This is a genomic window from Stenotrophomonas sp. 22385 (assembly GCF_052045085.1).
Lineage (GTDB): Bacteria > Pseudomonadota > Gammaproteobacteria > Xanthomonadales > Xanthomonadaceae > Stenotrophomonas.
In genome coordinates, this window is the sequence record NZ_JBQEOG010000007.1 from 1 (window position 1) to 14,499 (window position 14,499).

The following is a 14,499-nucleotide window of genomic DNA, read 5'->3' on the forward strand; positions in this document are numbered from 1 at the left end:
GCAGCAGCAAGTCCAACTCCGACAGCAGCACCTGGCAGAACACCACGCTCACCGGAAAGAACATCTCGCTGAAGGCAGAAGGTGACACCACCCTGCGCGGCGCAACCGCAACGGCCGACCGCATCGACGTGAAGACCGGCGGCACCCTCACCATCGAATCGCTGCAGGATATTGCCGAGAGCATGTCCAAGGACAGCCAGGTGGGCGGGCGCGTGCAGGTGTCGGTCGGCACCGCCTGGGATGCCAGCGGCTATGCCAGCGCCAGCAAGGCTAACGGCAGCTACAAGGGCGTGGGGCAACAGTCCGGCCTGTTCGCCGGAGACGGCGGCTACCACGTAGACGCCGGGCACGTGAACCTGGTGGGTGGCGCCATTGCCAGCACCAACGCAGCCAATAGCGAGCTCACCGCACAGACGCTCATCTTCACCGACCTCAAGAACGAGATGGACTACCGGGCCAGCTCGGCCAGCATCAGTGGTGGGTTCGGCGCCGGCGGCGAGAAACCAACCGATGCGGATGGGAAGCCGCTAGCCACGCCAAACGCCGCTGGCCAGTTCAAGGACATCGGCAGCAACGTAGCGAACGGCAAATACGGCCAGGCAGACGGCAGCAACTTCAGTGGTGGCGTGCCGATGACCACCAGCGGCAGCGACAGCTCTACGACGTACGCAACGCTGACCGAAGGCAACATCACCATCGGTGGAAAGAAGGTCACGGCTGCGGAGCTGGGCGTGAACACCGACGCCAGCAAGGCCCATGAGGCGATCAGCTCGCTGCCGGACCTGCAGAAGTTGATGCAGGAACAGCAGGCGATGTCGTCTGCCGCGGGCACAGTGGTGTCTACCAGCAAGCAGATTGCAGGGGACGTGGCAGCCGCGAAGACCAAGGCCGCCACGGACGCGTATCTCGCTTCTTTGGGTAGCGACAAAGACAGGGCCGACTTCCTGGCGAAGAGCTCGGAGGCCCAACGCGCAATCCTGTCCACCCGTGAGGACTACAAGGACGCACAGAAGTGGACGACGGGTGGCTCATATAGCCGGGCGCTGGATGCAGTGACTACAGCCATCGTTGGAAGCGTTGCAGGGCAGGGTGGCGGCCAAGTTGCAGCGAACGCGCTTGCGCCTTACGCAGCTGAGTTCATTGGCAGCAAATTCGATCCCAACCACGGTAAAGATCCGAACGCAACGCTTCAGTTAATCTCTCACGCATTGCTCGGTGCGCTTCTGGCGGAGGCGAATGGGGGATTGGCCAGCAACGGGGCAGTTGCTGCGGGCGGAGGAGAGCTCGCGTCCCAATACCTGACAGATGTCCTCTATGGGGGAGGGGACCCAGCAAAGCTGGAGGAGAGGCAAAAGGAAAACATCCTGGCGCTGTCGCAAGCGCTGGGCGCCTTGGCCGGAGGGTGGGGCGGCCAAGGGCTCTCTGGAGCCGCGGTTGGGGCAAACATCGCAGGCAACTCGGTCAAGAACAACCGAATGCTGAAGAGCGAGGAACTGGCTCGCATCAAAGAGATGAGCAATGGGGATGCGGTTAGGGAAGCAGAGCTGACGGCAGCAGCGTGTGCGATGGTCGAGTGCTCATCTGGATTTCCCGAGGGCAGCGAAGAGCGCGCTCAGTGGGCCGCTATTGAAGCAATTGGCTCTGCTCCGGAAGCACTTGATGACAGGGCATGGTTGAAGGCCCAAGTCCTGCCTGGCTATGTCTATACGGCCGGCAACAGCATGGCGGTCGACAACCTTCTATTCAACTATGACGGGACAGATGCATTCCTTGACTGGAACTCTAGAAACCAGATTGGCACGCGTGCGTTGGGCGGCCTTCAGCTCCTCGGCGGGGGCCTGCAGGCGGCAGGCGGTGTTCTGGTATCGACCACGTGTGAGACCGTCATTGGCTGTGTGGCGGCCGCCTACCTTGTGGGAACAGGATATGACAACGCAATCGCTGGGTACTCTACGCTTGTCAGCGGTTCGCCAACGACCACTTGGGGCTCTCGGCTGATTCAGGCAGGTGGCGTCTCACCTCAAGTGGCTGAGTTGCTGTACGGCCTGACGCAGGTGGGTGCGGCGGCAGGCGCGCCAGTAATCAAGACGGGCGCTGCGTCGCTCGATAGCATCATCCCTCCCTCATCAAGTGGCGCAGTCGACACTGCTCAATGGGCGAAGCGCGTGACCGATCTCCGTTCAGGGCTTACCTCCGACCTAAAGAGAAGCGGAAACGTCGCCGTCGCAGACGTAAATGTCGATGGTCTGCCCACCAGCATCGCGGCGCATAGCAGCATCGCGAATCCTACAGCGCAGCAGAAGCTTGGCGGTCTCGTCGGGGATGCGGGAGACGTGTTCGAAACTTTTTCAGTGCCAAACAAAAGCGGCGTCCCTGTGCCACGATCCGGCGACTCTGAAGCGAAGATACTGGGGAACCTGGCCCAGCAACTCGGAGAGAATCGAGGCGCCACGGGTACAATCTCTATCTTCACTGAGCGCGCCGCTTGCGCAAGCTGCATGGGAGTTGTAGAACAATTCATGGCGAAGTACCCAGGAATCAGGGTCAGCGTTTTTGACAACAAAGGCGTTCTCCTGCGCCCCCAATCCGCGAGTCCAAAACCGTGACTGACCGAGCTACTTATTCAGAAATAAAATCGATGATCCTTGCCTGCTACTGGCGAGGCTGCAGGGACCATGCGTTGTCTGGTTGGTCGCAGGAGCAGGTTTGCGCTTGGACGTACGGTGAGTTTGACGGAGCCTTTGACCTTGAGGTAGAACTCTTGATGCTCGAGGTTGCAAGCTTGATATTGAGTGGGGGTTGGTCATCTCAGCTCGTTGCACACCATGCCTCCGAGATTTCACAGATTCTGAGTAGTTCGAGCATTGACCTTCTCTTGGAAGGCGTTCCAGCGGAAGAATCTGAAGAGTTGAGGGGGGACCTGGCCGCTATAGGGCGGCGCACTTGAATTCCCAGTTATGCGTCAATGATCACTAAGGCGAGCGAGCCCGGACTAACAGCAAGGGTGATCGAGGTGAACTTCAAATGAGTAGCTACCTTCTCTCGGGAGGTGAGCTTTCAGAGCTCGCGGCGCAGGTCGGGATGTGTGACGTCAGCGCGATTTGGTACAAGACTTATGAGTACCGGCCGGAAATGGGATGCGAAGATAGGAAGAGGATGTTCTTCATCGTCCTGAGATTGATCCTGGAGGAGGGGCGCGCAAGGTTGCAGACTGCGGGCCAACTACTCGCCACCCCAATTCCGGAGCAGCTTGATGAGTTTTCGCGGGCTTGGCCGCCGGAGGATGACTGGGATGACGACATGTTCTGGATCACCAAGAGTGGCGTAGGCTGGACTCCAAGCGGCTTGGTCTGGAAGGTGGCAGACGGGAGCGATTTTTGGACTTGAACGCACCCATGCTGATGAATGGCTAACCCGTAGCGATCCTCAGATCGGATTGATCCGCCGTCAGCAGTGGTAGTTGATGAATCCCAAGAAGTTGGGCAATGCGAACCTCCAAATGACCCAAAGCGAGCATGAGCTCAAGTTCTGCCCTCTCACCTGCGCAGGTCCAGGCAAACAAGTACAGTGAGACCTAAGTGTACGAATACAGAATTCTGGCGATCGCTGACAAGCTCCTTGGCTGGATGGACCTGGTTCTCATCGATGGCGCATTGGATTTCTTGGAGCACAACGAAGCAAGGCGCGGATTCGAGATGCTCTGCGACAACATATGCGAGGTTGATGTGGCGTTGACGGAAGCGGAGTACATGGAGATGGTCTCACTTGGATATGACTTCGGTCTCGACTTGCATGGGGCGCGCTTCAAATGCATTGATGGATTGCGGACTTAGCCAGCAGCGCGTCGCGAAGAGACAGCTATGCGTCCTCCAAAGCCGCCGTGGGAAGCCACAAGTCCAGCACCGACAGCAGCATTGCAGCTTCTACTGTGCGCTCCTGCTTGCAGTATGGGTGTTCAAGCCCCAGCTCGAACTCATCTATCGAACGCCCGCTTACACTTCGCAGCCACTACGGGTAAGCAGGCAAACTTCGAAAGGTACAGCGTAGATCCGGCATCAGGCGATCGCACAAGATTGAGTAGCGGGCACCTCAACATTACTGACTAGGAAAATGCGTGAAAGCCGTTCTTCGTAGTATTTCAAGCGACACTTTCGATATTCAAACCTGGACTCCAGATGACACTGGATTCTTCAAGGTAGATCTCTTGCTGAAGATCGGCGCAGAGGGTTCTGCCGGGGCAGACAACTTCGACGTGACGGTGTGCAGCCCCGCCTGGTTGGAGAATTCGTCATGGCGTCCTCGCTGGGGTCGAGGATTATTGATAGTTGGGGAGTACGATCTCAGCGCAATCAAGAAGGAAATTGTGGCGCACGTCGCCGCTTGTCAAGGCGAAACCTGGTCGGACATTGCACATAAGCTGTCCCACACTTTGCTGTGGGAGTTTGACGACTACATTCAGTAGATATTCGTCTTTGAGAAGATGCGGGGTGGTCGCCACCGCATGTGTACGGTTGATGCCAGGGCCGCGCATCTGTTCAGCGCCATGAAGGCGAACGTGCTCAAGGGGAAATCGTGGGTCTAACAATGTGCATTGAGATCGAGCAGGGCGCGAGCATGGAAGGCATTGCCTGTTCCTTGAAGGCCCTCGACGTTCAGCTGGATGCTGAGGGGGCGTCAGTCTCGGGATTCTTTCAGCGTTCGCACTGTCAGTTTGGGTTCGAGTACGACTCATCTCCTCTGCACCTCTTGGCTGAATCGGTACAGGTAGATTGGCGCGTCGGGCTGAGAGGTTCGTTCCACTACAGGGCAGATAATCTGCACAGCAGCTGGGCGGACATAGTGGCGTTCATTCAGCGCTACGCCGCTTCGCAGCCATTCGAGTTCGTGGTGTCATTTCAGTTCGAGAGCGCTTACGCGGTGAGAGACACGGCAGGTCTACGGATTGTAGGGACAGTGGGCGAAACCGGATGACGAATGTCGCACAAGATGCGACCAAGCTCCCAAGCGCCGAGATAGGCTGCTACTACTTGCCCAAGCCAGAACTGTCTCTCGGCAATCGTTCTCGACTTGGTGGCCGGTACGCTGTACACAACTATCTGGCCGCGCGTTCTTGGCATGCTCGGCGTCAACAAGGCGACGTGACAAGCGCAGTGAACCGCCCGCTTGAGTAAGGATCAGGTCTTCCAATGAGTACATGGAACTGGGCCGCAAGAATGATTGCGGTGCCCCTCAGTACGGCGGTCGCCGGAAGCGTCGTTTTTCTGGCCCCGTCGCTCCATGCAGGCAACGTCCCGCTGGATGACGCCCTACGGGTGTTGCCCCTCTTCGCCATCATAGGCGCCGTGATTGGATTGATCGTGGGATGCCCGCTGGTGTGCCTGATCGATGGAATGTTCGAGCGCTGGCGGCTTCGTTACCTGATATTTGGCGCTGTAGGCGCGGTACTGGGTTGGCTCCTGATGGAGGGAGCGTTCGCCAGTGGCTCGTGGGATGCCATCTGGTCCAGTCGGACGTTCTGGATGACGTGGGCACCCAGAAGGATCCTGGTCTTCTCGATCATCGGACTCATGAGTGGGCTGCTCTACATGGGTCTGGTCTCTCTCATTGATCACGCCATACCCCGTGAGCGCTGGTAGAGCCACGCCCTGCGTGGGTGCGATGACTCTGGAACTCAGGCCTGCATGATCGCTGGCAGCCACGCATGGCGTGGCTCTACGCATGGTGGGCCCGAATGACGCACAATCAGGCCATGCGCCGAATCCGCCTTCCGCTCGTGCTGCTCGCCACTCTCCTGCTTGCCGCCTGCGCCAGCACCAGCACCGATGTGCGCAGCCCGCTGGCCACTTGGGTACCTTCGCCGAACCACAACGTGCGCAACCCGGTGATCATCGTGTTGCACCACACCGACCAGGACAACGTGCAGCAGAGTCTGCGCACGCTGCGTACCGCCAATAGCGGTGGCCGGGTCAGCTCGCACTATCTGTTGGGGGCGGATGGGCACATCTATCAGCTGGTCGCCGACAACCGCCGTGCCTGGCATGCCGGCGGCGGGCGCTGGGGCAGCATCACCGATCTCAACTCGGCCTCGATCGGCATCGAGATCGACAACGACGGCAGCAGCCCGTTCGCGCCGGCCCAGATCGCCGCGCTGATCCGTCTGCTCAACGATGTCTGTACCCGCCTGAACATCCCGCGCAGCCAGATCATCGCCCACGCCGACCTGACACCGGCCCGCAAGCAGGACCCCAGCCGCTACTTCCCGTGGCAGCAGCTGGCCGAGGCCGGCTTCGGGGTGTGGCCGCGCGTCAGTGATGGTCCTGCGCCGGAAGGGTTCGACCCGTGGCTGGCGCTGGAGGCCTTCGGCTACCCGCTGGACGACCGCGCTGCGGCAGCCGGCGCCTTCCACCGTCGTTTCCGCGGCCGCGACGACCTGCCGGGCACCCTCGACGCCGAAGACGCCCGCATCCTGCATTCGCTGCTTCAGCAACGCCTACCTACAATCAACCGCTGACACCGCCCAGAACGAGCATCCATGAAGGCCAAGCGCATCACCGCCGCACTCAAGCACCCCGCCTTGACCCTCCTCGGCCTGTCCCTTCTCACCGCCTGCAGCGTCAGCACGCCCAAGCCCGATGCGCCGCCGCCCGCCAGTCCCGCCACCTACGCCAAGGCCGACTGGAAGGCACTCCCCGCCGTCAGCGACAGCGACCTCCAAGCTGGCTTCAGCGCCTGGCGCAGCGCCTGCCCGCGCCTGAAGAGCGATGGCACCTGGGCGCCCACCTGCGCGGCCGCCGCCAATATCGCCAACACCCCAACCGCCATCCGCCAGTTCCTGCAGGAGAATCTCGAGGTCTACTCGCTCCGTGCCGGCGGCCACCGCGCCGATGGCCTGATCACCGGCTACTACGAGCCGGTGTACAGCGGCAGCCTCACCCGCACCGCGAAAACGCCCGTACCCGTCTACGGCGTACCGGCCGACATGGTCAGCGTGCAGCTCGATGAGCTCTACCCCGAACTCAAAGGCAAGCGCCTGCGTGGCCGCGTGGAAGGCCGCGTGCTCCGCCCCTACGACGACGCCGCGAAGATTTCCGCCAAGGGCGTCAACGCGCCCGTACTGGCCTGGCTGTCCAACCCGATGGACCTGCAGTTCCTGCAGATCCAGGGCTCGGGCCGGATTCGCCTGGACGACGGGCGCCAGCTGCGCATCGCCTACGCCGACCAGAACGGCCATCCCTACCGCCCGATTGGCCGCTGGCTGGTGGCGCAGGGCGAGCTGAAGAAGGAAGACGTCACCATGGACGCCATCCGCGCCTGGGCCGACGCACACCCGCAGCGCGTGACCGAGCTGCTGGCCAGCAACCCCAGCTATGTGTTCTTCACCAAGGGGCCGGATGGCGACGAAGGCCCGCGCGGTTCGTTGAACGTACCACTCACCGCCGGCTACAGCGTCGCGGTGGACCGCACCGTGGTGCCGCTGGGCAGCCTGCTGTGGCTGTCCACCACGCGCCCGGACGGCAGCCCGGTGGTGCGCCCGGTGGCCGCGCAGGACACCGGCGGCGCCATCGCCGGCGAAGTCCGTGCCGATCTGTACTGGGGCACCGGCGATGACGCCGGCAAGCTGGCCGGGGACATGAAGCAGAAGGGCAACCTATGGCTGCTGTGGCCGAAGGGCGCGGCGCTGCCGGCGGCGACGTCTACAGACAATTGATGCCACGCGACCATTCGTTCGGCCAGTACAACTACTGCACCACACACAGTGATTCTGCGCAGGCCCCCCCGCCAACCCCGGGCTAGCATTTCCGCTCATGCTGCGGAGACCGGACCATGCACGAAGGGCTGCTCAAAAGCTGGAACCACGGCGCCACCCGCCAGGCCATCATCTCCTTCGTTGCGCGGGTCACGCTGGAAGGCGGCCCGGACTACGTCGCGCCCGCAGCCCGCATCGCGGTCTTCGACAACGATGGCTGCCTGTGGTGCGAAAAGCCCATGCCCATCCAGGCCGACTTCCTGCTGCGCCGCATCGCCGAACAGGCCGATGCCGATCCCTCCCTCCGCGACAAGCAGCCGTGGAAGGCCGTGCAAGGTCGGGACCAAGGCTGGTTGGGCGATGTAATCACGAAGCACTACGAAGGCGATGACACCCAGCTCAAGCAGATGGCCGCAGGCCTGCTGTCGGCCTACGTGGATGATGAAGTCGGCGAATTCGCGAAGAAGGCCGAACACTTCCTGCGCACCGAGCACAACCCGGTGCTAAAGCGACCCTACCTCAAGACCGCCTACGCGCCCATGCGCGAGCTGCTGCACTATCTGGAGGCCAACCAGTTCACCAACTACATCGTCTCCGGTGGCGGACGTGACTTCATGCGCCCCATCACCCACGAGCTGTACGGCATCCCGCCAGAGCGCGTGGTCGGCACCACCGTCCTGCTGGAATACCGGGAAGAGAACGGCGTCGGCAAGGTGGTCCACACCTCGAAGCTGGATGTGTTCGATGACGGCCCCAACAAGGTGGTGCGGATCTGGAGCCGGATTGGCGCGCGGCCGATCTTCGCCGCCGGAAATTCCAACGGCGACATCCAGATGCTGCAGTTCGCCACGCAGGGCGAGGGACCTTCGCTGGCACTGCTGGTCACCCATGATGATGACGAGCGCGACATAGCCTACACCTCCGGCGCCCAGACGTCGGTGGCGCTGGCGAAGGAACGCGGCTGGCCGCTGGTCAGCGTCCGGGATGACTGGGCCAAGGTGTTCGTCGATTAGGCCACGCAGGCTGTGGCCCTACCGGGGGGCGGACCTGCTATGACCTGCTGGTTCGCGTCAGCTGCGCGCCCGGGGCCCGTTTCGTACTACATTGGCGAAACGACCGCTATCCGAATGCGGCCTTGCCCACTGCGGCCGCCGGCCCGAGGACTGAACATGTTGTTCTGGTACGCAATTGTCGGCGTGATGGCATTGGAAATCGTGCTGCAGGTTGCGTGGAGCCCGACCTACTTCGGGCTGGGCATCCGGATGTTCAACGAGCGGATCCCGGCCTCGGCGGAGATGCGCCAACGGCTGGTGCTCAACTGCCTGGAGCGCGACGTGGCCACGCAGCAGTGGACGCCACTGGTGTTCCGCTCGCTGCCAGACGGCCGCATGGCGTTCCGCGAAAGTTTTTTTGCCGGCTTCGCCGGGCGCTACTACCCGGTGATGCGTGGGATGGTGGTGGTGGACGCCAAGCGCAACCAGGTACGGGTGGAAGGCATCTGCAACTGGATGACCCTCGGGATTGCGGTGCTTTGCGTGTCCATGCCCATGGTGGTCGCGTCCACCTGGCCGATGTTGCTCATGCTGGCGATGTTCGTGTACTGCTACTTCATCCAGCGTCGCCGCTACCACGGCATTGCCGAAGCCTTGCGTGAGCAGATGCGCATCGAGCTGCCCGAGGCCATCATGCAGTTGCGGCGAAACTCCCGTTGAGCTGGCCGAACGCGAGCCACTGGCGGACATCCTGATGGATGCCCGCCAATGCGGTTGTTTCACTTCGGCATCAGCACCGTATCAACGACATGGATCACGCCGTTGGACTGCTTCACATCCGCAATCGAAACGCCGGCCTTGCCACCCTTCGCATCCACCACCCACAGCTTGCCTTCATGCAGCTTGATGGTCAGCGGCTCGCCCTGCACGGTTTTCAGGGTGGTCGCGCCGTTGTGCATCTTTGCTTCGGTGAGCAGCTGCGTCGAGGTGTAGGTACCGGGCACCACGTGGTAGGTCAGCACCTTGGTCAGGTCCGCCTTGTGCTCGGGCTTGAGCAGGGTCTCGACCGTGCCGGCGGGGAGCTTCTCAAAGGCTGCGTTGGTCGGTGCAAAGACGGTGAAGGGTCCCTTGCCGTTGAGTGTATCTACCAGGCCAGCAGCTTTGACGGCGGCGACCAGGGTGGTGTGGTCCTTGGAGTTGACGGCGTTTTCTACAATGGTTTTGTTCGGGTACATGGCTGCACCGCCGACCATGACCGTGTCGGCGGCGTAGCTGAACGAAGCGCTGGTCAACAGCACGGTGAAACCGGCAATGGCGGTAATGCGTTGTGCAATGGCGCGCATGGTGTGTCTCCAGGATTCTTGGTCCTCGGATTGAGGACATGGAAGGTACGTCCCAGCCCGCCAAATGGATGCAGTCCGATGCAGAAGCGGCACGGGGGGCCGTCCTGCACCATGTTGGTGCAATGACCCCCGGTCCGGGGTCCCCCGAAGGAGCCGCGAGCGGCGGCGCCCGAGACGCCAGCCCTCACGAAGCCCGTCAAGCCAGCTGCGGTGGAAGGCATTCGGTTGATCGGATGATGGCTTGCTGCGGCATGGATCTGGTCATGATCAGCCACCTGCCGCCTAGCGGCTGCTGAAAAGAGCCGCGACAGCTGGGTCCGTTGAGAATACGAAACGGTGCTGCAACTGGTCACCAAGCGGCTCATAACTGTGGACTGCGCCGTATCTGCGAGCGGCAGGATCCTTGACCAGGCGACGACTCCACGCTTCATGATCCGCCTGTGTAAGGGACGTAACCGAGCCAATGCAAAGGCTCAGGCCGCAGGTCAGGTCATTGACTACGCCAAGCTCTCCTACTGCACGCTCCAGCACCTCTCTATGATGCCTGGCGAGCTGCTGTGCCTCAGCGCTTGTCCCTTCTTCGCGCCGCATCCTCTCCAGTGCTCTCGAGAACAGCGCATTGTCGTCCAGTATCTCGTTGGACACATCGATCGAGAGGGAGCTGTGAACAATCAACTCCGACTCGGTTGCAAGATAAGGAGAGGCTTCAGTGTTCGCCGCCTTCCGATGCTCCGCCGGTGTTCGAAGGACCGCCGATGCGGCGATGGGATCGATATCGGCCCGCGTCGCAGCTGGTTCCCGCCTTGCATCTTTCCGTACCTCTGTCGCCGTACGCGCATCGTCGAAATCTGTATCCACTGTGTCAGCTGCACAGCCAGCACACTGCAGAGCAATTGCGACAGTTGTAATACGGACCAGACACTTGATCATCTGAAGCACCTTATCTGCGGAAATTGGTGTGGGGTGAAGCGATGCCTACAGCTGTATCCTTCGTGTCATTTGTCGCGCCTCGGCGGAAGAACGATGCCCTTGATGGCAGCATCGGCCGAGAACATAAATCGGTTATGAAGCCGGTCACCGTTCATTTCGAACACATCGAATGTCACATGTCTTGCGGCGTCGGCATCCTCATACAGGCGCTCCGCCCAGGCGTCACGATCGGCCCGTGATCGGGAAGACACCGAGCCCATGCAAAGGCTCACGCCGCAGGTCAGGTCGTCGATTGCGCCTTGTGCCCCCACGGCACGTTCCAGTGCATTCCTGTAACGCCTGGCGAGATTCTGCGCTTCCATGCTCTTCCCCTCGTCTTCGCTCATGCGCTGAAGCGCGTTCGAGAACAGCTCCCTGGATTCCAGAAAAAGGTCAGCCCGTTCAGATGAAATTCCACCCCGGTCGATGAATTCGGATTCGGTGGCAAGGTACGGTGAGGCTCTCGGATCGTCTTCCGCAGGTTTGGAACCCCAGGTTGGCCGATTCGCAGCAACGGAAGTGGTTATCGGGTCGCCCGGCTCACTCGAAGTGCCTTCAGAACCTGCAGCTTCCGCGAGGCTGCGCGCTGCACGTGCGTCGGAGCTGTCCATGCCCACGGCGTCGGCCGCACAGCCGATGCATTGCAGAACCACTGCAAGAAGTGCACACATGGCGGGCCACTTGATTTGCGTGCTCATCGAGTTCCCCCAATCGCTGACGGAACTGCCAGCCAGGACAATAGTTCAGCAAGGTGCAGCACCGCGCTCTCGTATAAGTCCCAAACCTGGTCTCGCCATCACAGCGTCGATGCGCCCGACGGGGTGAGCTGCCAGGCCGAGCCACCGCCCCCGTTTTGCACTACATTGGTGCAATGACCACCGCTCCACCGTCCCCGTCCCTTGAAGTCCTTGGCACCCCGGTCGCCTGGGCCGATGCCGAAGGCCGCGTGGCCGGCTGCAACCCGGCCTTTGCGCGCTGGCTGGGGGTGAGCGTGCGGCGCCTGCTGGGCCAGCCGCTGGCCTCGCTGGAGGTGCAGGGCGAGGCCTTGGCCCACTTCCTGGCGCGCGGCGAACGCGACACCCTGCGCCTGCACCGGCTGGCCCTGGCCCTGCCGGGCGAGGCCCCGCGCTTCGCCGAGGGCTGGCTGAGCCGGCATGAGGAAGACGGCTGGCTGCTGGAAGCGCACCCGGTGGACGAGTTCCCCGGGCTGGACCCGACCCAGGCCCTGCCCAGCGCGTTGAGTGCCGCCCTCAAAGGCCTGGCCCACGAGCTGCGCAACCCGCTGGCCGGGCTCAAGGGCGCGGCCCAGCTGCTGGCCCGTCGCAGTGCCCAGCGCGACCCGGACGAGCGCGAGCTGATCGAGCTGATCGGCTCGGAAATCGAACGCCTGAACGGACTGTTGGAACAGCTGCTGTCCCCGGCCCCGGCCGCACCGCACGCGCCACTCAACATCCACGCCTCGCTGGAGCGCGTGCTGCGCCTGGCCGAAAGCGAAGGCGGCTGGGCGGTGCGGCTGCAGCGCGATTACGACCCCAGCATTCCCGAATTCGAGGGCGACGCCGACCGCCTCACCCAGGCGGTGTGGAACCTGGTGCGCAATGCAATCCAGGCCGGAGCCGGTACCGTCACCCTGCGCACCCGGGTGGAACATGGCGTGCGCATCGGCGACCAGCTGCAGCCGATGGCGCTGCGCCTGGAAATCGCCGATGACGGCCGCGGCGTGCCCGAGACGTTGGCCGAACACCTGTTCCTGCCGCTGGTCAGCGGCCGCGCCGAAGGCACCGGGCTGGGCCTGGCACTGGCCCAGCAGGTGGCGCGCGAACACCGCGGCACGCTGACCTACCGCTCGCGCCCCGGCCATACCGTATTCACCGTGCAGCTGCCGATCGGGCAGGGCACCCCCGCTGCCGAGGAGACCGCGCATGGCGGATGACAGCCAGACCACCGCCCAGCGTGTCTGGGTCGTGGATGACGACCGCGCCGTGCGTTTCGTGCTGTGCACCGCGCTTCGTGATGCCGGTTATGCGGTGGAAGGTTTCGATGGCGCGGCGGCGGCGCTGGAGATGCTGGCCAGCCAGGCCCCGCCGGACCTGCTGTTCACCGATGTGCGCATGCCCGGCGATGATGGGCTGGTGCTGCTGGACAAACTCAAGGCCGCGCACCCGCAGCTGCCGGTGATCGTGATGTCGGCCTATACCGATGTGGCCAGCACCGCCGGTGCATTCCGTGGCGGCGCGCAGGAGTTCCTGTCCAAGCCGTTCGATCTGGACGATGCCGTGGCGCTGGCCCAGCGCGTGCTGCCGGAGCCGGACACCACCCTCGTCGAGACCAGCCCCCCGCCGGTGGAGCCCGCGCCCGACCAGCGCCCGCAGCTGGTCGGCGACACGCCGGCCATGCGTGCGCTGTTCCGCGCCATCGGCCGCCTCGCGCAGGCGCCGCTGTCGGTGCTGATCAACGGCGAAACCGGCACCGGCAAGGAACTGGTGGCGCATGCGCTGCACCACGAATCGCCGCGCGTGCAGGGCCCGTTCGTGGCGCTCAACACCGCCGCCATTCCCTCCGAATTGTTGGAGAGCGAGCTGTTCGGCCATGAAGCCGGCGCTTTCACCGGGGCGCAGCGCCGCCACGTGGGCCGCTTCGAGCAGGCCAACGGAGGCACGCTGTTCCTGGATGAAATCGGCGACATGCCGCTGCCGTTGCAGACCCGGCTGCTACGCGTACTGGCCGAAGGCGAATTCTTCCGCGTTGGTGGCCGCGAGCTGATCCGGGTGGATGTGCGCGTGATCGCCGCTACCCACCAGGACCTGGAAACGCTGGTGGCGCACGGCCGCTTCCGCGCCGACCTGCTGCACCGGCTGGACGTGGTGCGCCTGCGCCTGCCCCCGCTGCGCGAACGCCGCGATGACGTCGCCCAGTTGGCCGACACCTTCCTGGCCGCGGCGGCCCGCAGGTTGGATACGCCACCCAAGCGGCTTACCGCCGCGGCGTTGCAGGCGCTGCGCGAGCACGACTGGCCGGGCAACGTGCGCGAGCTGGAAAACGTGTGCTGGCGCATGGCCGCGCTGGCCGCATCGGACACCATCGGCGTGGCTGATGTGGACAGCGCGCTGCATCGCGGCGCCGGTCCGCGCGCCCGCGTGCAGGGCGACCCCAGCCAGTGGGAAGCCATGCTGTCGGCGTGGGCGCGGCAGCGCTTGGCCGAAGGCGCCGAAGGCCTGCATGCGCAGGTGCGCGACCGGGTGGACCAGGCACTGCTGGAAGCGGCCCTGCAGATCACCCACGGTCGCCGTGCCGAAGCCGCCGCGCGCCTGGGCATGGGCCGCAACACGCTGACTCGAAAGCTCGGCGCGGGACGCCGACGCGGCGGATGAATCCCTGTTCATGGCATGTCAGCACCGCGTCGCGGTGCCTTTCATGGTCCGTGGACGACCATGACGTTAGTTTGCAC

General features: G+C 63.1%; 14 protein-coding genes. 11 read left to right on the forward strand and 3 right to left on the reverse strand.

Annotated elements, in window-relative coordinates:
• The 9 genes from ACTJI4_RS13170 to ACTJI4_RS13210 form a co-directional block, all read left to right on the forward strand.
• Positions 1-2,606: deaminase domain-containing protein (locus tag ACTJI4_RS13170; RefSeq protein WP_440869579.1), on the forward strand; the 2,606-nt coding region annotated here is incomplete at its 5' end.
• Positions 2,607-3,024: 418 nt separating this feature from the next.
• Complete coding sequence (locus ACTJI4_RS13175) at positions 3,025-3,387, forward strand: DUF596 domain-containing protein (protein ID WP_440869580.1); 363 nt, start codon at positions 3,025-3,027, stop codon at positions 3,385-3,387.
• Positions 3,388-3,578: 191 nt separating this feature from the next.
• The gene (locus ACTJI4_RS13180; RefSeq protein WP_440869581.1) at positions 3,579-3,833 is read left to right on the forward strand and encodes a MafI family immunity protein; all 255 of its coding nucleotides are present in this window, start codon (positions 3,579-3,581) and stop codon (positions 3,831-3,833) included.
• 281 nt (positions 3,834-4,114) lie between these two features.
• Positions 4,115-4,462, forward strand: a complete 348-nt coding sequence (locus ACTJI4_RS13185; protein WP_440869582.1) for an immunity 8 family protein — start codon at positions 4,115-4,117, stop codon at positions 4,460-4,462.
• 724 nt (positions 4,463-5,186) lie between these two features.
• On the forward strand, positions 5,187-5,636 hold the full coding sequence (locus ACTJI4_RS13190) for a hypothetical protein (RefSeq protein WP_440869583.1): 450 nt from the start codon (positions 5,187-5,189) through the stop codon (positions 5,634-5,636).
• Positions 5,637-5,749: 113 nt separating this feature from the next.
• Positions 5,750-6,511 carry an N-acetylmuramoyl-L-alanine amidase gene (locus ACTJI4_RS13195; protein ID WP_440869584.1) on the forward strand — a complete coding sequence of 254 codons (762 nt, stop codon included), beginning with the start codon at positions 5,750-5,752 and terminating at the stop codon, positions 6,509-6,511.
• Positions 6,512-6,532: 21 nt separating this feature from the next.
• Positions 6,533-7,708 carry a murein transglycosylase A gene (gene mltA, locus ACTJI4_RS13200; RefSeq protein WP_440869585.1) on the forward strand — a complete coding sequence of 392 codons (1,176 nt, stop codon included), beginning with the start codon at positions 6,533-6,535 and terminating at the stop codon, positions 7,706-7,708.
• Between the two features lie 116 nt (positions 7,709-7,824).
• Entirely contained in the window at positions 7,825-8,760 is a 936-nt protein-coding gene (locus ACTJI4_RS13205) for an HAD family hydrolase (protein ID WP_440869586.1), read from the forward strand.
• Positions 8,761-8,916: 156 nt separating this feature from the next.
• Entirely contained in the window at positions 8,917-9,459 is a 543-nt protein-coding gene (locus tag ACTJI4_RS13210; RefSeq protein WP_440869587.1) for a hypothetical protein, read from the forward strand.
• 59 nt (positions 9,460-9,518) lie between these two features.
• Here ACTJI4_RS13210 and ACTJI4_RS13215 read toward each other — a convergent pair whose 3' ends face one another.
• The 3 genes from ACTJI4_RS13215 to ACTJI4_RS13225 form a co-directional block, all read right to left on the reverse strand.
• On the reverse strand, positions 9,519-10,082 hold the full coding sequence (locus ACTJI4_RS13215) for a fasciclin domain-containing protein (RefSeq protein WP_440869588.1): 564 nt from the start codon (positions 10,080-10,082) through the stop codon (positions 9,519-9,521).
• Between the two features lie 282 nt (positions 10,083-10,364).
• Positions 10,365-11,012: a hypothetical protein gene (locus ACTJI4_RS13220; RefSeq protein ID WP_440869589.1), complete on the reverse strand. Its 648-nt coding sequence runs from the start codon at positions 11,010-11,012 to the stop codon at positions 10,365-10,367.
• Between the two features lie 65 nt (positions 11,013-11,077).
• Positions 11,078-11,749, reverse strand: coding sequence for a hypothetical protein (locus ACTJI4_RS13225; protein ID WP_440869590.1), 672 nt, complete (start codon positions 11,747-11,749; stop codon positions 11,078-11,080).
• Positions 11,750-11,922: 173 nt separating this feature from the next.
• Here ACTJI4_RS13225 and ACTJI4_RS13230 point away from each other — a divergent pair, with 173 nt between their 5' ends.
• Both ACTJI4_RS13230 and ntrC read left to right on the forward strand, forming a co-directional pair.
• Complete coding sequence (locus tag ACTJI4_RS13230) at positions 11,923-12,984, forward strand: two-component system sensor histidine kinase NtrB (RefSeq protein ID WP_440869591.1); 1,062 nt, start codon at positions 11,923-11,925, stop codon at positions 12,982-12,984.
• The gene (gene ntrC, locus ACTJI4_RS13235) at positions 12,974-14,422 is read left to right on the forward strand and encodes a nitrogen regulation protein NR(I) (RefSeq protein ID WP_440869592.1); all 1,449 of its coding nucleotides are present in this window, start codon (positions 12,974-12,976) and stop codon (positions 14,420-14,422) included. The genes ACTJI4_RS13230 and ntrC overlap by 11 nt, the downstream gene beginning before the upstream one ends.
• The last annotated feature ends 77 nt before the right edge of the window (positions 14,423-14,499 follow it).

Coding starts and splice junctions, on each gene's coding strand:
- ACTJI4_RS13175 (WP_440869580.1), top strand. CDS start 3,025: ATGAGTAGCTACCTTCTCTCGGGAGGTGAGCTTTCAGAGCTCGCGGCG.
- ACTJI4_RS13190 (WP_440869583.1), top strand. CDS start 5,187: ATGAGTACATGGAACTGGGCCGCAAGAATGATTGCGGTGCCCCTCAGT.
- ACTJI4_RS13195 (WP_440869584.1), top strand. CDS start 5,750: ATGCGCCGAATCCGCCTTCCGCTCGTGCTGCTCGCCACTCTCCTGCTT.
- mltA (WP_440869585.1), top strand. CDS start 6,533: ATGAAGGCCAAGCGCATCACCGCCGCACTCAAGCACCCCGCCTTGACC.
- ACTJI4_RS13205 (WP_440869586.1), top strand. CDS start 7,825: ATGCACGAAGGGCTGCTCAAAAGCTGGAACCACGGCGCCACCCGCCAG.
- ACTJI4_RS13210 (WP_440869587.1), top strand. CDS start 8,917: ATGTTGTTCTGGTACGCAATTGTCGGCGTGATGGCATTGGAAATCGTG.
- ACTJI4_RS13215 (WP_440869588.1), bottom strand. CDS start 10,082: ATGCGCGCCATTGCACAACGCATTACCGCCATTGCCGGTTTCACCGTG.
- ACTJI4_RS13220 (WP_440869589.1), bottom strand. CDS start 11,012: ATGATCAAGTGTCTGGTCCGTATTACAACTGTCGCAATTGCTCTGCAG.
- ACTJI4_RS13225 (WP_440869590.1), bottom strand. CDS start 11,749: ATGAGCACGCAAATCAAGTGGCCCGCCATGTGTGCACTTCTTGCAGTG.
- ACTJI4_RS13230 (WP_440869591.1), top strand. CDS start 11,923: ATGACCACCGCTCCACCGTCCCCGTCCCTTGAAGTCCTTGGCACCCCG.
- ntrC (WP_440869592.1), top strand. CDS start 12,974: ATGGCGGATGACAGCCAGACCACCGCCCAGCGTGTCTGGGTCGTGGAT.